Below are 17,540 nucleotides of genomic sequence, written 5' to 3' on the forward strand. Positions count from 1 at the left end.
ATTCCCCATCGACAGTTTCCCATTTCTCCGGCCAAATCCTCGCACGTTTCAGGTTAAGCAATATGTCTGACCTTCCTTTCACTTTAGATCAGTTACGAATTCTCAAAGCGATCGCCTCTGAAGGAAGCTTCAAGCGGGCCGCTGACAGTCTCTATGTGTCCCAGCCAGCAGTCAGTTTGCAGGTGCAGAACTTAGAGCGACAATTAGATGTCCCTCTATTTGACAGAGGTGGGCGACGAGCCCAACTTACGGAAGCGGGTCATCTCTTGCTCAGTTATGGCGAGAAAGTTTTATCGCTTTGTCAGGAAACTTGCCGAGCTATTGAGGATCTGCAAAATCTCCAAGGCGGTACTCTGATCGTGGGTGCATCTCAAACTACTGGGACTTATCTCCTCCCCCACATGATCGGGATGTTTCGCGAACAGTATCCGAATGTTGCGGTGCAATTGATCGTTCATTCCACTCGCCGCACTGCTTGGAGTGTCGCTAATGGGCAAATTGACCTCGCGATTGTTGGTGGTGAAATTCCTTCGGAACTCCAAGATTCTTTACAAATCATTCCTTACGCTGAAGATGAGCTAGCTCTGATTCTGCCCATCTCTCATCCTCTAGCAAAAACTGAAGCGATACCAAAAGAAGACCTTTATAAATTGCAGTTTATTTCCCTAGATTCTCAATCCACAATTCGCAAAGTTATTGACCAAGTGCTGACTCGTAGTGGCATTGATACTCGCCGTTTAAAAATTGAAATGGAACTCAATTCAATTGAAGCGATTAAAAATGCTGTCCAGTCAGGTTTGGGTGCTGCATTTGTTTCCGTTTCAGCTATTGAAAAGGAGTTGCAGATGAAGGTGCTTCATAAAAGCCAAGTGGAGCAAGTTGTAATTACTCGAATTTTGTCTTTGATTTACAATCCTAACCGCTACCGCTCGAAAGCGGCAGAGGCTTTCAGTAATGAAATTTTGCCCCAGTTTGCTTCTGAAGGCTTTACTAAGGAGAGAAAGGAACTTCCGCTCAAGGGATTAGATATAGAGATAATGGCTCCCAATTCGTCTGGAAGTTAATCTAGTCTCAAGTTGCTAATGGTTAATCGTTAGTGGTTAGTGGTTAGTGGGTGATGGCTAATTACTAATTGCTAATAACAAATCAGCAAAATCCGGGTTTGGCGGCACAGAATACCTTCTGTCTGGTGTGTTTAGCGAAGTCAGCAAGCAAGGTATGTTTCCCGATCGCATGGCTAAGTTACTGTCTTGGAACCCAAGACAGCGTTTTGGTTGATTGGAAAAAGGCTTTAGGGAAGACAATATCGTAAAAATAGGCAAGTAGAAATTTATCGACCCGGTGCAGAAGTAGAAGTTTTGGATAATCCTACTCAAGTATCTGGTGAGCCGATGCTTCCTGGTTTTGTATTAAACTTAGGAGCGATTTGGTAGAAGTTGAGCAAGCCAATTCGGTGATGCAAAATCTCCGATCAAAAGTGCAATCAAGCATTATCCGCTAAAGCTTTACAGTCTAAATGTGACAACTAAAGGCAGGAATTAGCACGATCGCCCCTCTTTTCTTATTTTGGGGAGAGTAAAATAAGGAAGGAGTCAGGAAAAATTGCACTTCCCTCTTTTCCCCGTCGGCCCGATCGTTCCCATCTTTGCCCTCCCCCTCATCCTTCCCATCTCTCCCCTACGATAGATCCTCGCGATCTCGATCACACTCCCTCTCTACAGTTAGTCACGTCAGAGCAACCAAACCATCACCTGCTGATTCCAAAAACGTCACAGAACCTACGGCATTGCTATCACTGTGCGATCGGTTGAAATACTTAATACTAATCTCATCCAGGCAGTGAAAAAAGCAGAGGTTACTATGATTATGATTCGCGAAGTCGTTGAACAAGCTCTGAGTACGGGTTATCTAACAGTTGAAGCCGAAAATCTGCTTCGGCAAATGCTAACTACTACTAAATACGATATCGAAGACCTCAATGCTTTTATGAGTTTGCAACTAGCGGCGATGGCTGGCCGCGTTAGACAAGAGTCCCGCGAGGTCAGAGATGCGAGAAATTCCAGCTCATCCTAAGTTCTAGCATTCGGCAGAGATGCCGCTAATTCCAGCTCATCCTAAGTTCTAGCATTTGGCAGAGGGCAACTATGCTGAAGGTACAAGACAATAAAAAGCAATGGTTTCAGCAATTAGTAGCGTCCTAAACGCCAAGATGGTTGTTATAAATCCATACTGGTTGTCTCCTTTTTCCCTCGCTCTTTTTCTCTCCTGCGGGTGGGGAAATGGCGGCGGCCCTCAGATGCCTCGTGTATTGCTAAAGAACCTGCTGTCAAAGCCTTGACTGGAGATCGATCTAGTTGCGATCGCAGTCACTGAGGCTCTAACGGCTAGTCACAGGCTACCTCTCAAAGTATCACAGGCAGGCTAAAGGAGCGTCACTGAGAGTTTCGGGATAAAACCAGATACTTGTTTTAGAAGCAAGAGACAAGAGAAGTAAGGAGCATTTCTATGATGGTGATTCGTGAAGTTGTCCAACAAGCTCTCAGTACGGGATATCTGACGCTGGAAGCTGAAAAGCAAATGCAGCAGATATTTACGACTGCGCGGTACGATTTGGAGGATTTGAATGCTTTTATGAGTTTACAGTTGGCAGCGATGGCGGGTCGCGTGAAGCAGGAGTCTCTGGAATTGACTAGCGTGCGGTAGTTGACCCCGAAGGTTGAATTTTTCGGGGCGCGATCGCACTCTTGCCTGTTTGTTTTCCCTACGCCTTTCCTTGTCTGGTAATTACTCTAGGGATCGTACTCCAACTCAGCGATCGCATTAATACCCAGTCCATCTCCCCTTGTCGCTTGACCGATTTTGTACAATGTTACCGAATATCCCAAAAGTATCGAGATCCCACAACCAAATTTCACCGATCGGCTTCCGAAACTCTTCTATCTAAACTTCACAGTGTAAATGCTCAGCTACGTTAAGATCGTCGTGGCAGTGATTCACTTCAACAAGTACATGAGAAAGAGATGGGATATGGCTGAGTAGATTTTTATAAAATTCTGGTGTTTGAGGATGATGTGTAACTAGCGAAATTGTTGCAGCTAAATGATTTTGACCAATATGCCAAATGTGTAAGTCAGTGACACGATTATCAGCATCTTCTTCAATAGCAGTAACAATATCTAACTTAACTCGCTTATCGATCGCTCCATCCACCAAAATTAAACCAGTGTCACGAATCAAACCATAAGACCATTTCGCAATTACTCCTGCACCGACTAACCCCATTACTGCGTCCATCCAAACCCAACCCAAAAGCTTGCCAGAAAATAAGGCAACAATTGCAAAAACAGAAGTTAGTGCATCTGCCAAAACATGAAGGTAAGCAGCACGAAGATTGTGATCGCGATGATCGCGTTCATCAAGATCGTGGCGATCGTGATGATGATCTTGATGATGGTCTTGATGATGACGATCGTGATGATGATCGTGATGATCGTGATGGTCTTGTAATAACCAAGCACTCGCTAGATTGACTGTTAATCCGATAATGGCAACACCGATTGCCTCATTAAACTGAATTGCTTGAGGTTGAAAAAGTCTTGCTCCTGACTCAAGTGCCATAATCAAAGCAATTACTGCAAGTGCAATAGCACTTGCAAAGCCTCCAAGGACGCTGACCTTACCTGTTCCAAATGTATATTTAGGGTCAGTCGCATGACTCCGAGCATACTGGTATGCAAAGACTGCAATCCCAAATGCTGCAACATGGGTTGCCATGTGCCAACCATCAGCCAGCAAAGCCATTGAACCAAAGATCGTTCCCGCAACAATCTCAGCAACCATCGTAACTGCTGTGAGCAACATTACTATCTTGGTATTTTTCTCTGCCCGATCTTGGTTAACAGAAAAGTCGTGAGAATGTTGCCATTGTTCAAGATTATGGATGTGCATAAATTTTTGAAAAAATTGGGCTTGATAAAACTGGATCTAGCTTACCAAATATTGACTACCGCTCTGGTCGAACTCTTCTAAAAATTATTATTAATAATAGCACAAGCGTGGTATAATTTTATTTCCCCTTATGCACATCTTGTCTTCGATCTGGGGTGAGGCGATCGCTGAGGTTGACAACAAGCCTGCCATCATCTCCAGCAAGTAAGTAGAAGGAAGAAGGATTTAGTTATCTAGGAGAGAAGGAAGAATGTTTATACAGTCAGCTTTTTAGCCATACCGATCTTATGTTTAATTAGGTGGATTTACTTACAAAAATAGAACCCATCCAAGCGTAGGCTAACGCGATCGCCACCCCAATCCAAGAGAGCGATCGTTGAAATTATTTTTCGCTGTGCGTAGGTACTGCTCCAATCTCCCTTCTATACTTCGTAATCTCTTAATCAGGCAATGCAAACCCTGTTCTAGGATCGCTGATATACAAACCGAGAACTAACGATTCTATCACTGTATCCCAGACAGGAATCATCCGCTCCGCATCATCAACCCAATAGTCAAAAGTAATTAAACACTGAACGCCAGAACCTAGCCCAATACAGATTCGAGAATAAGCTTCCCGATGCTCTTGAGGATCGATAAATTTAATTTGAGTCCAAATAATCCGAGCAGTTTGACGCTTAATTTGGATAATTTCTCCTTGCTCGATCGGATTCCGCTCATCATCTTTAATCACCTTCTTGAATAGGGGAAGCAAGGGAAACTCAGGCCAGTTAGCAGGGGGCAATAAATTAAAAGAAGCCTCTAATCGAGCATCATCATTGGGGGGCTTTCGATCTAGAAACCGGAATGACTTCTCATCTGGCTCAAAATACCAATCTTCTGGAACATCGAATCGCAATGCCCCTCGCCCCGCCACAAAAATCCGAGTTCCTGGCTGTGATTTCCAGTTGTGATCTTCTTTGAGCTCAAGTGTTTCTTTCAGCCAATTGTATTTCTTGCGCTTAGACATGGCCGCTCTATTATTGACTTCTCTCTTATTGTGCCTTAGATTGGTTTAAGTGGATGTGTTTTTTTTCTCGAACTACTTAATCAACTTTCATCGGCCCCAAATACTTTGTTAAATAAGGCGAAAACACTTCATAAATTAGCGTCAGTGGCTTACCATAATGCCAAAATAAATAATGTCTGCCCCAAAACGGGCCCGACTCTCCAAAAGCCGACTCCAAAGCCGCCGAATCACCATAATAAATCCCTTGCACATCCCGATATAATTCCGTCCGCAACCGCGCCAAACTTGCCCAAATTGGCAGCGATTTATTTTGCAAATATTCATCAACATGACTCGCTTCCCACCAAGAAGTCGCATAAGCTAAACGCTGTCCCGAAGCCGTCCGCAGCCACACTTGCCTACGCAGACGCGGCCCTGGAACTGCTTCAATTTGCACAGGCGCACCATCCGTATCGGTACCAACTAGCGACATATCAATCACATCCACTTCCGTTGGTTCCCCAGTCATAAGTTGCAGGTGGCGCGTAGGGGAACCGTCGCCGAGCAGCAATATCTGCCATGTCGGTGCTAACTGGGTATGTGGCAAACCCTTCTGCACAATGTCCTCACCGCCTTGCCATGAGGTATTGAGAGCATACCAGGGTGCAGGTACAATAAGGCTGTTTGTAGGTTGGAATATAGCAGTCAAGGGTTGTTACAAAACTTAACACCACCTCTATGATATCGCTATTTGGCGATTGAAGGAATTACAGAAGATAAATTACATCCCTCTTTGTCCCTCTGGGAAAATTAAAATCTGTTTATTGATGTGAAGTTACTGTAACACCAGCGCATTTCAGCCTGGAATTGCCGATGGATTCTCTCAATACTGTAAGGAATAACAGAATCAATCGGGGAGAGGATTTACAAAATATTCTCTGCCGAGAGTAATAAATGAGGGATCAAAATTGAGGGTTGTCAGCAGTTGCCAAAATACCTAGATTGACCGAGAAATAAAAGTTAATTCAAGGGTGGGCAGTAGATTTAAAATAGATGTTAATATATAAAAATCAAGTCAGGCGAACCCGATAACTATCGAACTAAATGACCAGTATCACTTACTGCAAAGCACTTCCTACGCCGATAGATGAGTTGAACGCGATCGGTAAAACTCAGCTAGAAATGTTTTTTAGCGCTTACACACCAATATTTCACAAAGCAGTATGTGAAACTGTCAACTTGATGATGTCAGGAGAAGAGTTTAACAAGTCAGACTGGAACACACACCTCCAAAAAACTTACGGTATTAGTAAACGTCATGCCAATGGTGTAATCTCCAAGGCGAAGGGTGCTGTTGATAGCGCCAAGGAGTGCCGGATTTCGCATATAAAAACATTAGAAGGTCAAGCTAAGTCTTGCGAGAAATGGCTGAAAAAAGCTGAGAAAAAGCTGAAAAACGGGAGGAAGTTTTACGCTAAAAAGAACTGGCAAAACAGTAAAACTGGTTGTGTGTTTCCCTTGTCTAGTTCCCTAAAGTATAGACAAACTAACTGGCAAAACTTACGCTTTCAAATCCACAAGAAAAAACGCAAGCTGACCCGGTATCGGCAAATATTATCCGTCTTAAAGTCAATACCTGTAAGGGTTCATGTCCCCAATAATCAAGCCTTTATCGTTGGTTCTCAGGATGAATCTTACGGTAATCAGGTGTGTCAATGGGATGGTGATAATTTAAGATTTAGAGTGCCAGCTTGTTTAGAATCCAAATTTGGTAAATATGTAGAGGCTAAAATTGGCGATTTCCCTCGCAACATTAACCGATTACCAGCTACAGGTGCTAAAACTTGGCACTTCTACCACAAAGATGATAAATGGTGTGTTGCTGTTAGTTTCACCCCATCAGAAGTTAAGCAAGTATCGCGTTCTGTAGATTATGGTTGTATTGGTATCGACATAAATCCTGGCTCAATTGGTTGGGCTTATATTGATACTGAAGGTAATCTAAAATCACACGGTAAAATTCCATTTCAGAGTGGATTACCCAACGGTAAACAACAAGCAATAATTGTTAAAGTTTGTCTGGAATTGGCGGCATTGGCTACTAAATACCAATGCCCAATAGTCGGTGAAGAATTAGATTTTTCAACTAAGAAAGAGCAACTTAGAGAACGTGGCAAGAAATATGCTCGGATGCTATCAGGTTGGGCTTATTCTGAGTTTTTTAAGTTGTTAAATTCGATTATTTCTAATAGGGGTATTGAATTAATAACGGTCAATCCTGCTTATTCTAGTATTATTGGTTTAGTCAAATATTTAAGGATGTATGGCTTGGCTAGTGATGAAGCGGCGGCTACCGTGATTGCCCGTAGGGGAATGAGATTGTCGGAAAAAATACCAGGCTCCTTAACCGCCTTTGTTGAGGTGAACTCAAGAAAGCACGTTTGGAGCCTGTGGAATCAACTGAATAAAAAAATCAAGCTTTCTGGCGTATTGACTAATAGACATAGTTACTATGCTATCTCTAACTGGGATTTCCTGGTCAACCTCGACATTGAGGAAGCGTAAGCGCTAGGAAAGATTGCTTAAGAAACTTACACCGGTGAGTCTTGCTAGGTTTACCTAGCTTTTTAAAAGCGGCAAACAGTTTCAGGAACATTGCTCCTACAGCTCAAACGTCTATAATTGGCAAGCTTAAATAGTCAGGACAAGAGTATGGCACTAGGTTATAAAGATTTGCTTCGACAAGTTGATTCTCTATCGGAAAGTTTTCCGACTTTAGGTAGCCGTTTATCTCAGGCTGCTAAAGAACTGCAAAGTTCTGGCATTCCACCCTCCGATAGCTTGGTAGAAGAACTTACCGCCTACGGTAAGAACTTTGCGATCGCCCGCAATCAAGCCCTGGAACTGGGAAAATCCTTGGGATCGCCCAGTAATCCCGTTTCCCTCCAAGATATCCGAGATGTAGTACAGGCAGTGGCAACGGCACAAAGCAATGCCGAAACCCGCCAAAAAGCTTTAGATATACTAGATCGCGTTTTAGCAATCGTTCACCGAGAACAGAACAATTTTCCGCCTTTGGAACCAGTACGGGATAAAGCTAGCGAACTTTACCGTACTATCAACAATCCAAAAGCCACTCAACTACATCCAGACGCGATCGCCTTAGTTGAAGAAAAACACCCATTCTCAGCTTTGCTAACTCTAGTCGAACAGGGAGAAAATTTAGATGATAGTCGGTGGGTAAGCCTTGAGGAGATAGTAAGTGCGTCCTTTGGCAAACAGTTAGTTGTAGCCATATCTAGAGGTAAATTAACACTCACCGCGATCGCAGCCACTCCTAATTTACCCGTTGCTTCTCAGTCAGTTGAACCAGAACGCTCCCTTAGCTTACCTCTGACTCTACCGCAAGTTACAGCCGAAGCCTTGCCAGAAGTAATCATCATCCCTTCAACTGTAGCAGTCGCGAACAAACCCATTACTGTTGACCCAGACATCACAATTTTGGAATCCCCCGCCTCTGGTACTCCCATACATGAAGTGATCGTCGTTCCCAGCGTTAACGTAAATCAACCCCTCCAGAATGTGCAGGGACAGCACATCGTATTTGGACAAACCCCCAGTAGTGAAGGATCGCAACCTCCCGCCACCGTTGGATTAAAAGTACTCGCTCACATTCAATCCGTAGGCGATCGCACTTTTGCGGCTCAAGAATATGCTGGCAGTCGCGGTAAAGGTCTGCGCTTAGAAGGATTTCAGATTAATATAGATCCGGCAATTCCTGGCTTGAGTATCCAGTATATGGCTCACGTCGAAGGCGTTGGCGATACACCTTGGGTTAATGAAGGAGAATTAGCCGGTTTCCGAGGTAAATCTAAGCGCATTGAAGGATTTGCGATCAGACTCGCTGGGCCACAAGCGGGTAACTATGAAGTCTTTTACACCGCCCACATTCAAAATATTGGTGATACAGAAGTCACCTCTAATGGTAAATATTGCGGTACTCGCGGCAAATCTCTGCGGATTGAAGGGATTAAAGTTTGGGTGGAACCCTCTAAGACTGCTGTAGCTGTAAAACCTCAACCTCCCGCCACCGTTGGACTGAAAGTGCTCGCTCACATTCAATCCGTAGGCGATCGCACTTTTAAAGCTCAAGAAGATGCTGGCAGTCGTGGTAAAGGTCTGCGCTTAGAAGGGTTTCAGATTAATATAGATCCAGCAATTCCTGGCTTGAGTATCCAGTACATGGCTCACGTTGAAGGAGTTGGCGATACAGCTTGGATCAATGAAGGAGATTTAGCCGGTTTCCGAGGTAAATCTAAGCGCATTGAAGGATTTGCGATCCGTTTAGCTGGGCCGGAAGCTTCTAAATACGATGTATTTTACACTGCTCACATTCAAAATATCGGCGATACTCCTCCCGTTGCTAATGGTCAATATTGTGGAACTCGTGGTAAATCTCTCCGAGTTGAATCAATGAAAGTGTGGGTACTAGCTAAAAATTAAGAGTTACAGCGGTTTTCAAATGTATAGGTACTCTGAAGAAATCTAAGCCCCCGCCCCTTCCCTATCAGGGAAGAGGAGTAAGAAGGGGAGTAAGCCTCTCTCCTTTTAGGAGAGAGGTTTCGAGAGAGGTCAAAACTGTATCTCACAGAGTTGAAAACCGCTAGCTCCCTAAACTCGTTATCAATATCAAATTCTTAGTTAGCCTGCTTTTGCCATTACAGACGAGTTTTGGATTAATGGTCTTGCTGATAAGTACAGTAAAATACCATTACAAGAGTATTAAGAAACTGTCAAAAAAGCTAGTGTACTATGTAATGTGAGTGTGACACTCTAACAACTTACACTACCGATCTTGTGTAATTGAGCGACTGCATCTAAGCTGTAGTAACCTCCGCATATCAATTTTAATTGGGTAGTTAACTATGAAATTTCCAAAGTTTGCGTCGGTATGTAGCACATTACTTTTAGGAGTAACTGCAACGCTTTTCGCGACCAACAGTGCGATCGCAGCAGAAAAAATCGTACTCAAGTACGGCCCTATTGCTCAGTCAGTCAACATCAGCGATCTAGAAAATTTTGTCAAAACGGGCGCAAAAACTCCCACCTTGGCTACCATATTGCGAATCTCCAAACAAGATGCTGATACAGTGCGGGGATTGATGTCTCTCGAAATTGGAGTCAACATCGTCACTTTAGACCGCGTACTCAACAGCAAAGTTGGGGAAAATGCACTGATCGAAATTGGCAAGAGTCTTCGGACTCGTTCCCGTTACGAAAGTCATAAAGCCTTAAGAGGTGCTGTGATTCTTTCGGCGGCGGACAATAACAAGTTATCTTTACTTGAAGTGCTGCAAAAATATCCCACTTCTGAGATCGATGTGGAAGTTGGAAATATTGGCAATACTGTGGAAAAACTCAAGGGTTTATCAGGAAATCTGCAAAACTTGCTCAACTCTAAGTAATTTGCCATTAGTCAGAGAGGGAACCCTGAGCATCTGGCTTGACATTTTGCCCAGAAACCTCTATGGACTCAATGTACTGGCTATCCATCAAAAATGTTCCCTTAGAAAAGCGAACTCCCCAATAATTCCCTGGACGGCGATCTGCGATCGTTCCCTCTTCACCAAGGCGAATTACGTGGGGAGGTCGTAGCATCGGCATAGGTTCAGCAGTTTTGACGTAGGGAGGTAAGACTGCAACTCTGACTTTCTCGCCAATAGTAAATTGTTTTTCCATTATTCTATTTGTTTTCTATCTCTAGTATCGATTTAAGATAAGCTGGCAAAGCCAGTTTTTTTATTGATTAGGACTTACGCTCATGGCTCCAGAAACCGGGTTTTTGAGAGCATCTGTGGGTCACGCAGGAGGCAGAAGGCAGGAGGTAGAAGGCAGGAGGCAGGAGGTAGAAGGTAGAACGAAGTATTTTCGTAAAAAAACCCGGTTTCTTTGGTTGGGTGCCAAAGTCCTGATTGATTTTATTTTATAGCAACGGTTAAGACGATTAGGACATTCTGAGTTGCTAAAACCCTAACTTTTCTTATATCTTCGACCTCTTCCCTTCTTTCCCTAGTCCCTAGTCCCTAGCCCCTAGCCCCTTCTTTCCCTAGTCCCTATCTTCCCTTTATGTAACACTGAAAGTATAGATAAAAACACGGGCAATAAAGACTGTAGGGGGTAAAGATCGTGGCTACAAGCCGTCGTGTTGAGCGCGTGAGTTCGCTGATTAAACGTGAAGTCAGCTTGCTGTTGCTCAACGGTATCAAAGATGACCGCGTAGGTGCGGGGATTGTCAGTGTTACTGACGTGGATGTTTCTGGCGACCTTCAGCACGCCAAAATCTTTGTCAGTATCTACGGTACTGATGAAGCCAAAGCAGAGACGATGGCCGGCTTGAAATCGGCTACTGGCTATGTGCGTAGCGAGTTGGGTCATCGGGTGGGTCTGCGGCGCACGCCAGAGGTGGTGTTTTTAGAAGACCATTCTCTAGAACGGGGCGATAAGATGCTGTTGTTGCTCAATAAGCTCTCGCAAGAGCGGAAACCTGACATTCTTGATGAGGAAGAGTCTGCGCCCGATGATGACATTGACGCAGAGGAAATCGATTAGTTTTTTGTTTGCGGGCAAGCGTGATAATTGGTAAAGGCTAATGGTTAGTGGGTTATTGCCTAAATAGCCATTAGCTATTCCTATTTTTTTGCTGTCCATGATTGAAAATCTATCTTTAGCAGAACTCGTAGCTCAAATGGTGGTGGTACGAGCCTCTGGCTACCTTTTTGACCACCAAATTCGATATCCTGAGTGGGAGCCGCCGGCTAGTAAACTTCGCTATTGGCTGGAAAACCTCGGTGTTGGTGGGGTGATTTTGGTGGGGGGAAGTGCGGCGGAGTTGGCTGTGCGATCGCAATTACTCCAATCTTGGGCAAAAATCCCTCTGCTGTTGGCGGCTGATATTGAAGAAGGTGTGGGCCAAAGGTTTGCAGGTGCTACTTGGTTCCCGCCGCCGATGGCGATTGGCGCTGTTGCTCAGAAAGATGGCAATCAGGCTGAGCGCTATGCTGAAGAAATGGGAGCGATTACGGCAACTGAAGCGATCGCGATCGGTTTGAATTGGGTACTAGCGCCGGTGGTGGATGTGAATAATAATCCTGATAATCCAGTGATTAATGTCCGCGCTTTTGCTGAAACTCCTGATTTGGTAAGCCGTCTGGCAACTGCTTTTATTCATGGGGCCCAGAAATATCCAGTTTTAACTACAGCTAAGCATTTTCCTGGTCATGGGGATACGGCGGTTGATTCTCATTTAGAATTGCCGACGCTACCTCATTCTGCTACGAGATTGGCTGAGGTTGAATTGCCTCCTTTTATTGAGGCTATTGCTGCTGGGGTGGATGCGGTGATGAGTGCTCACCTAATTATTTCGGTTTGGGATGCAGAATGGCCTGCAACTCTATCGCCCAAAATTTTGACGGGTAAGTTGCGCCAAGAGTTAGGCTTTGAGGGGTTGATTGTGACGGATGCTTTGGTGATGGGTGCGATCGCGAATCAATACGGTTCTGAGGAAGCGGCGATTTTAGCAGTCGCAGCGGGTGCTGATATTTTGTTGATGCCGCAAGACCCAGAGGCTACTATTAAAGCAGTGTGTGATGCTGTCGCTCAGGGCCGGATTGAGCGATCGCGCATTGAAGATTCTGTACAACGGATTTGGCAAGCGAAGGCTAAAGTCGGCTTGTCGATCGAGTATACCGGAGAGCGAGTAGCTAAATTCTCCCCATCTTCCCCATCCTCCCCATCCTCCCCATCCTCCCCATCTTCCCCATCTTCCCCATCTTCCCCATCTTCCCCATCCTCCCCATCTCCCCTCTCTCTTCTTCCTTCTTCCTTAACCGTAGCAGCCAATATTTTGCGAGATTCTCTAAAAGTTGGTGTTTCTGTGCCTTTGCGGGTAGAAGCGCCCAAAAATGGGGAGAATTTACGCAATTTAGTGATTGTGGATGATGTTTTGGGTTGTGAGTTTTTGGGACATCATACTCCTGCGATCGCAGTCCCCAAACAGCGAGGTTACAAACTGCAAATAATTGACGATCGCACCGAAAGACACAAGGAAGAGCAATTCATAATTTCTAAGAATACTCCGCCTCACTCTCCAGAAGGGGAATTTGTGCCTACATTGCTACAAGTCTTCATTCGCGGTAACTGTTTTCGAGGTAGTGCAGGTTTAACCCAAGCAGCAGGAGACTTGTTTAAAAGTTTGTTAAACACAGGCGAACTCCAAGCAGTCGTTATTTACGGTAGCCCCTATATCCTTGAGCAATTTTTGCCAGCGTTACCGCCTTCAATCCCTTACGTTTTTTCTTACGGGCAAATGCCAGTAGCCCAAGAGATCGCTCTTCAAGCACTGTTTGGTAGTTAGGGGCTAGGGGCTAGGGGCTAGGGGCTAGGGAAAGAAGGGAAAAGGGGGAAAAGAGGGACTACGATGCTCCCCCGCCCCCCCAGGGCTGTTTCATTCTCGGTAGGGGCGGTGCCGATTGGCTGCCCGCCCAGAGGTCTGAAACCCTAATTTGATGGTTGGTGAGGGGGGGTAGGCACGGGGGCACTACCCCTACAAAATCGCGGTTTTTCCGAGAATGAAACCGCCCTGCCACCTCCCCTCCGATTAATTAAAAATTAAAAATTAAAAATTAAATCTTACAGTTTTTAATTATGAAATATTAAGCAAACACAATAGTGACCGCTCATAGTTTTATGAGATTTCTGCAACAAGAATAAGAAATTTGTATCAGACGATACGGACAAAATTTGTGTTCACTCCACTCGATATGCACTATAGTATTACAAGTGCGGTAAATTTCTTAGGCAACCCCACGAGGGCTTATGATTCACACTACAATCCAATACTCCTTAGATGTCATCCAAGATGAAGCACGTCAACTGGTGCACGAGGGTGTCGTCAGCCGTCAACAGCCCATTTATACACTCTGCCAATACATTCCAGCTCGTGAATGGTCTTGCGTAGAGGGCGAATTAGAAAAATGCGACTTTTTACTCAGAGACCGAATTGGCGACCTGATCGGTGCTGAAAACTGGGATAATGACTAAAGCTCTACTCCACTCTAAATAGTCTTCAGAGACTCTCAGCGGAGTGTGGTAGACGCTAACATTGACTTGCAGCGTTCAGTCAGCTAAGTCGAAACAAGACACGAAGTTGCCTGATGCCAAAACACGCCGTGCTAATCTTGATTAGCGCAGCATTTAGCTAATTGTGGAGCAAAACAAGAAAAAATTAAGGTTGGCTCAACCTGAAGTTGCCCCGATTAACTAGAATCTGCTGCCTGCTTTAATAGCAGGAAGCAAATACTTGGTTGATTGCAGTCAAATACGGATAAGTTCTATTGAGCAACCCTAAGACTGTTAAACAATCAAGGGTAAACATTCTTTAGCCCTGAGATTGGTTATCGGCGCGAAGATTTTCCAACTCAGCTCTGAGGGCGGCTACTTGTGCAGTTAATTCTTGAATTTCTGGCCGTGGATCGGAGTCGGGTGCAGGTTCAGTAGGAGTGCTGACGGGAGAATCAGAAGTGACTCCAGTCTGAGCGCTATCCTGGGTGTTTTGTTGAGCCAAAATAGTATCAACAAAATTGCGGGCTTCCCTTTCCGTCATTTCTCCTTGTTGGGCCCACTCCTCGGTGAGTTGGCTGAAATTTTCTGATTTGAGTTTGCTGAGATTCTCATCTCGTTTTTGGGAGTCTTGCAAAGTTTCAATCACAAAGGAAGTTGCGCCCAATGTCACGCGGAATCCTTTTTGCAGCATTTGAGTTAGATGATCGGAATTCATTATCAATATTAATTTTCGCTGGAGAACAGATCCGGTTTGGATGGGGAGGAAAGCATGGCAGGGAAAAGCCACTTTTTACCTGACAACTGAATATATCAGAACAGGGTGCTGTCTGGCGATCGCGTCAGGCGTTCCGTAGCAGCACCCCCATAATAGCCAATGTAGATTTTACCAAAACAGGTATTGTTCTGTTTCGTTTCCCGTTTAAGATTGCCGTTCTCCTTTAAAAATTGGTCAAACGGGTGTAAATCTGAGTGAGGGCGATCGCTAGTTCTATTTAGGTAAGCGATCGCTTTGATTATCGCGTTGATTATCGCGTTGATTGTCGTGTTGATTGTCGCGATCGCCCATTTAGATTATTGTTGAGATTACACAATTAGACTTCTGGGGATTCATTGAACAGATGACAAACGACCCAGCACAAATTCAAGCCATATTTAACCGCATTGCCCCAGTTTACGACCAGTTAAACGATTGGCTCAGCTTAGGGCAGCACCGCATCTGGAAGCAAATGACCGTAAACTGGAGCGATGCTCACCCTGGCGATACTTGCCTAGACTTGTGCTGCGGTAGCGGTGACTTAGCTCTACTTTTAGCAAAGCAGGTCGGTGCTGCGGGTCATGTCTTTGCTCTTGATTTTTCAGCCGAATTATTGGCTCAAGCCAGCCGCCGAGCTCCACCCATCCTTTCCCCTTCGAGCCCCATCACCTGGGTAGAAGGAAACGCCTTAAATTTACCTTTTGCCGACAACCACTTCGACTGCGCCACAATGGGTTATGGCCTCCGCAACGTCACAGATATCCCCCGGAGTTTGCAAGAATTGTACCGCGTCCTTAAACCAGGTGCCAAAGCCGCGATCCTCGACCTCCACCGCCCTAGCAGTCCCCTCATGCGGAGCTTTCAACAGTGGTATTTAGAAACCCTTGTAGTACCAGCGGCGAACCAATTCGGCATGACCCAAGAATATGCTTACATCAATTCCAGCTTAGAAAAATTCCCGACAGGAGTAGAGCAAATAGCTTTATCTCGCCAAACCGGATTTGCTAGCGCCACACACTACCCCATTGCCGGGGCTATGATGGGAGTATTGGTAATTACAAAGTAATTGTAGAGTAGGCATTGCCCACCTTACATTAAATTATTTATAGCAGTTTGCAATTGATAGGTACTGCTTTTAATTATCAATTACCACTTTGTTAACTGTTAGCAATTAGCAATTAGCAATTAACAATTAGCACTTAAACTGTTCTCATGCAAGTGAAAACTGCTTAATCTGCGTTTGTTATTTTAAATTTTAATGGTGATGAACTTGTCTGACCTTTGGCTTCTTATCGCTCCTCCTGTCGTGGGCGGAATTATCGGTTATTTCACTAATGATATAGCCATCAAAATGTTATTTCGTCCCTATCGTCCTATCTACATTAACGGTCGGCAGATGCCCTTTACTCCGGGCTTGATTCCCCGTAACCAAGAGCGTTTAGCTAAGCGAATTGCTGACACGATCATGGGTTCATTGCTAACACCAACAGAATTGGAAAACTTGGCACGTCGCCTGCTACAAACTGAGCGAATGCAAGTAGGAATTCTCTGGTTACTGCAACTGGCAATGGATCAAGTAAAAGCAGATACAGAACTGAAAACTGCTAAAATTCTGGCGAATATTCTCCGGGATTTACTAGGAGAATCGCTACCCAAAATTCTGAATATTTTATCACAACGCGAAGATTTTTTAGAAGTCCAACTCAATCAAATTTTTGACCAAGTTTTACTAGAATTACAGTTAACTGAAGCTCAATCTGCTCAATTGGCAGAGTGGTTATTGCAGGCAGTATTACCCCCAGACGTGCTGCGGCAAGTATTGATTGATTTCCTCACTGACCGCAACATTTCAATTATTGATGAAGGCTTTCGAGAAAAGACTAGCGGCACTTATTGGGTAGTAGCTAATTTATTCGGTTTGCGTAATACTTTAACTCGGCTACGGACTTTTTGTTTAGATGAAAAAGAAGTAACAAATCAAAGATTGGCTGAATTAATTGTTTCTCTCGGATTGCGAGGCAGAATTCAGGAATGGCTGCAAAATCTGTCAATGCAAAATTTACCAGTGGCGACAGTGCGGCAGTTGCGAAAAACGATGCGAGATAGCGTTCGCAGTTACCTACAAGAAAAAGGAGTTGATTTAATTCAAGGATTGAGCAAATCTATAGACTGGGAAAATATGTCAGCCTTAATTCTCGACAGATTACAAAATTCATCAGTGATGAATGCTTCTCTAGAAATAGTCAGCAAAGAATTGGCTTTAGTTTTAGAGCGCTATCTAGAGCGAGATTTAGAGAAAATTGTAGCTCAAGCTATCCCAATTTTAAATATCGATCAGGTAATTATTGACCGAGTTAAGAACACCTCTCCTGAAGAACTTGAACTGGCGATTCAAGGAATTGTTAAAAGTGAGTTACAAGGAATTGTGAATTTAGGGGGAATTTTGGGTGTAATAATTGGTTTTTTACAGAGTTTGGCACTGTTAATTCAACGGTAAATTATGGAAAATATAGCAACCGCTTTCAGCGATTAGGGGCTAGGGGCTAGGGAAAGAAGGGAAAGAAGGGGAAGATTAAATACTTGTCATTGTTCGCTGTGCTCCGCAATCGCAGAGACTAGGCGATTGCGGAGCACAGCGAACAATGACAGCATCGTAAGTAATTTGCCGGACATATATCACCTCCAAGATGGCGGCGTTAGGGATATTTTCGCCTAATTCCTGAATTGTTA

The 17,540-nt window shown here is 44.4% G+C and carries 16 protein-coding genes; 11 read left to right on the plus strand and 5 right to left on the minus strand.

Annotated elements, in window-relative coordinates; all coding sequences use genetic code 11:
• Positions 1-62 precede the first annotated feature (62 nt).
• The 3 genes from OSCIL6407_RS0123365 to OSCIL6407_RS0123375 all read left to right on the plus strand — a co-directional run bounded on the left by OSCIL6407_RS0123365 (position 63) and on the right by OSCIL6407_RS0123375 (position 2,703).
• Positions 63-1,064, plus strand: a complete 1,002-nt coding sequence (locus tag OSCIL6407_RS0123365) for a LysR family transcriptional regulator (protein ID WP_007354458.1) — start codon at positions 63-65, stop codon at positions 1,062-1,064.
• 796 nt (positions 1,065-1,860) lie between these two features.
• The gene (locus OSCIL6407_RS0123370) at positions 1,861-2,073 is read left to right on the plus strand and encodes a hypothetical protein (RefSeq protein ID WP_007354457.1); all 213 of its coding nucleotides are present in this window, start codon (positions 1,861-1,863) and stop codon (positions 2,071-2,073) included.
• Positions 2,074-2,505: 432 nt separating this feature from the next.
• A complete protein-coding gene (locus OSCIL6407_RS0123375) occupies positions 2,506-2,703 on the plus strand; it encodes a hypothetical protein (protein WP_007354456.1) in 198 nt (65 codons plus the stop codon).
• A 237-nt stretch (positions 2,704-2,940) separates the two neighbouring features.
• On the opposite strand, the gene dmeF is transcribed toward OSCIL6407_RS0123375, so the two are convergent.
• The 3 genes from dmeF to OSCIL6407_RS0123390 form a co-directional block, all read right to left on the minus strand.
• A complete protein-coding gene (gene dmeF / locus OSCIL6407_RS0123380) occupies positions 2,941-3,948 on the minus strand; it encodes a CDF family Co(II)/Ni(II) efflux transporter DmeF (protein ID WP_007354454.1) in 1,008 nt (335 codons plus the stop codon).
• A 439-nt stretch (positions 3,949-4,387) separates the two neighbouring features.
• A complete protein-coding gene (locus tag OSCIL6407_RS0123385) occupies positions 4,388-4,957 on the minus strand; it encodes a hypothetical protein (RefSeq protein ID WP_007354453.1) in 570 nt (189 codons plus the stop codon).
• Between the two features lie 76 nt (positions 4,958-5,033).
• Entirely contained in the window at positions 5,034-5,645 is a 612-nt protein-coding gene (locus OSCIL6407_RS0123390) for a chorismate lyase (protein WP_007354452.1), read from the minus strand.
• 395 nt (positions 5,646-6,040) lie between these two features.
• Between OSCIL6407_RS0123390 and OSCIL6407_RS0123395 the strand changes: the two genes are divergently transcribed.
• From OSCIL6407_RS0123395 to OSCIL6407_RS0123405, 3 genes are all read left to right on the plus strand, one after another.
• Positions 6,041-7,501: an IS200/IS605 family element transposase accessory protein TnpB gene (locus tag OSCIL6407_RS0123395; protein WP_007354451.1), complete on the plus strand. Its 1,461-nt coding sequence runs from the start codon at positions 6,041-6,043 to the stop codon at positions 7,499-7,501.
• Between the two features lie 147 nt (positions 7,502-7,648).
• Positions 7,649-9,439: a hypothetical protein gene (locus OSCIL6407_RS0123400; protein WP_007354450.1), complete on the plus strand. Its 1,791-nt coding sequence runs from the start codon at positions 7,649-7,651 to the stop codon at positions 9,437-9,439.
• A gap of 422 nt (positions 9,440-9,861) precedes the next feature.
• Positions 9,862-10,401: an alpha/beta hydrolase gene (locus OSCIL6407_RS0123405; RefSeq protein ID WP_007354449.1), complete on the plus strand. Its 540-nt coding sequence runs from the start codon at positions 9,862-9,864 to the stop codon at positions 10,399-10,401.
• Between the two features lie 7 nt (positions 10,402-10,408).
• On the opposite strand, the gene sipA is transcribed toward OSCIL6407_RS0123405, so the two are convergent.
• On the minus strand, positions 10,409-10,675 hold the full coding sequence (gene sipA, locus OSCIL6407_RS0123410) for a regulatory protein SipA (protein WP_007354448.1): 267 nt from the start codon (positions 10,673-10,675) through the stop codon (positions 10,409-10,411).
• A gap of 447 nt (positions 10,676-11,122) precedes the next feature.
• Between sipA and rbfA the strand changes: the two genes are divergently transcribed.
• The 3 genes from rbfA (at position 11,123) to OSCIL6407_RS0123430 (ending at position 14,035) form a co-directional block, all read left to right on the plus strand.
• The gene (gene rbfA / locus OSCIL6407_RS0123420) at positions 11,123-11,545 is read left to right on the plus strand and encodes a 30S ribosome-binding factor RbfA (RefSeq protein WP_007354447.1); all 423 of its coding nucleotides are present in this window, start codon (positions 11,123-11,125) and stop codon (positions 11,543-11,545) included.
• A 97-nt stretch (positions 11,546-11,642) separates the two neighbouring features.
• Entirely contained in the window at positions 11,643-13,349 is a 1,707-nt protein-coding gene (locus tag OSCIL6407_RS0123425; protein ID WP_007354446.1) for a glycoside hydrolase family 3 protein, read from the plus strand.
• Positions 13,350-13,810: 461 nt separating this feature from the next.
• On the plus strand, positions 13,811-14,035 hold the full coding sequence (locus OSCIL6407_RS0123430; RefSeq protein WP_007354445.1) for a DUF4327 family protein: 225 nt from the start codon (positions 13,811-13,813) through the stop codon (positions 14,033-14,035).
• A gap of 337 nt (positions 14,036-14,372) precedes the next feature.
• Here OSCIL6407_RS0123430 and OSCIL6407_RS0123435 read toward each other — a convergent pair whose 3' ends face one another.
• Complete coding sequence (locus OSCIL6407_RS0123435; protein WP_026103838.1) at positions 14,373-14,771, minus strand: hypothetical protein; 399 nt, start codon at positions 14,769-14,771, stop codon at positions 14,373-14,375.
• Between the two features lie 403 nt (positions 14,772-15,174).
• Between OSCIL6407_RS0123435 and ubiE the strand changes: the two genes are divergently transcribed.
• Positions 15,175-15,876: a bifunctional demethylmenaquinone methyltransferase/2-methoxy-6-polyprenyl-1,4-benzoquinol methylase UbiE gene (gene ubiE / locus OSCIL6407_RS0123440; protein ID WP_007354443.1), complete on the plus strand. Its 702-nt coding sequence runs from the start codon at positions 15,175-15,177 to the stop codon at positions 15,874-15,876.
• Between the two features lie 192 nt (positions 15,877-16,068).
• Positions 16,069-17,307, plus strand: coding sequence for a DUF445 domain-containing protein (locus OSCIL6407_RS0123445; RefSeq protein ID WP_007354442.1), 1,239 nt, complete (start codon positions 16,069-16,071; stop codon positions 17,305-17,307).
• Positions 17,308-17,540: the final 233 nt, after the last annotated feature.

This window comes from Kamptonema formosum PCC 6407 (assembly GCF_000332155.1).
GTDB lineage: Bacteria > Cyanobacteriota > Cyanobacteriia > Cyanobacteriales > Microcoleaceae > Kamptonema > Kamptonema formosum.

What these genes read in the sequence shown, in the direction of transcription:
- OSCIL6407_RS0123365 (WP_007354458.1), top strand. Translation starts at nt 63, where the DNA reads ATGTCTGACCTTCCTTTCACTTTAGATCAGTTACGAATTCTCAAAGCG.
- OSCIL6407_RS0123370 (WP_007354457.1), top strand. Translation starts at nt 1,861, where the DNA reads ATGATTATGATTCGCGAAGTCGTTGAACAAGCTCTGAGTACGGGTTAT.
- OSCIL6407_RS0123375 (WP_007354456.1), top strand. Translation starts at nt 2,506, where the DNA reads ATGATGGTGATTCGTGAAGTTGTCCAACAAGCTCTCAGTACGGGATAT.
- dmeF (WP_007354454.1), bottom strand. Translation starts at nt 3,948, where the DNA reads ATGCACATCCATAATCTTGAACAATGGCAACATTCTCACGACTTTTCT.
- OSCIL6407_RS0123385 (WP_007354453.1), bottom strand. Translation starts at nt 4,957, where the DNA reads ATGTCTAAGCGCAAGAAATACAATTGGCTGAAAGAAACACTTGAGCTC.
- OSCIL6407_RS0123395 (WP_007354451.1), top strand. Translation starts at nt 6,041, where the DNA reads ATGACCAGTATCACTTACTGCAAAGCACTTCCTACGCCGATAGATGAG.
- OSCIL6407_RS0123400 (WP_007354450.1), top strand. Translation starts at nt 7,649, where the DNA reads ATGGCACTAGGTTATAAAGATTTGCTTCGACAAGTTGATTCTCTATCG.
- OSCIL6407_RS0123405 (WP_007354449.1), top strand. Translation starts at nt 9,862, where the DNA reads ATGAAATTTCCAAAGTTTGCGTCGGTATGTAGCACATTACTTTTAGGA.
- sipA (WP_007354448.1), bottom strand. Translation starts at nt 10,675, where the DNA reads ATGGAAAAACAATTTACTATTGGCGAGAAAGTCAGAGTTGCAGTCTTA.
- OSCIL6407_RS0123425 (WP_007354446.1), top strand. Translation starts at nt 11,643, where the DNA reads ATGATTGAAAATCTATCTTTAGCAGAACTCGTAGCTCAAATGGTGGTG.
- OSCIL6407_RS0123430 (WP_007354445.1), top strand. Translation starts at nt 13,811, where the DNA reads ATGATTCACACTACAATCCAATACTCCTTAGATGTCATCCAAGATGAA.
- OSCIL6407_RS0123435 (WP_026103838.1), bottom strand. Translation starts at nt 14,771, where the DNA reads ATGAATTCCGATCATCTAACTCAAATGCTGCAAAAAGGATTCCGCGTG.
- ubiE (WP_007354443.1), top strand. Translation starts at nt 15,175, where the DNA reads ATGACAAACGACCCAGCACAAATTCAAGCCATATTTAACCGCATTGCC.
- OSCIL6407_RS0123445 (WP_007354442.1), top strand. Translation starts at nt 16,069, where the DNA reads ATGGTGATGAACTTGTCTGACCTTTGGCTTCTTATCGCTCCTCCTGTC.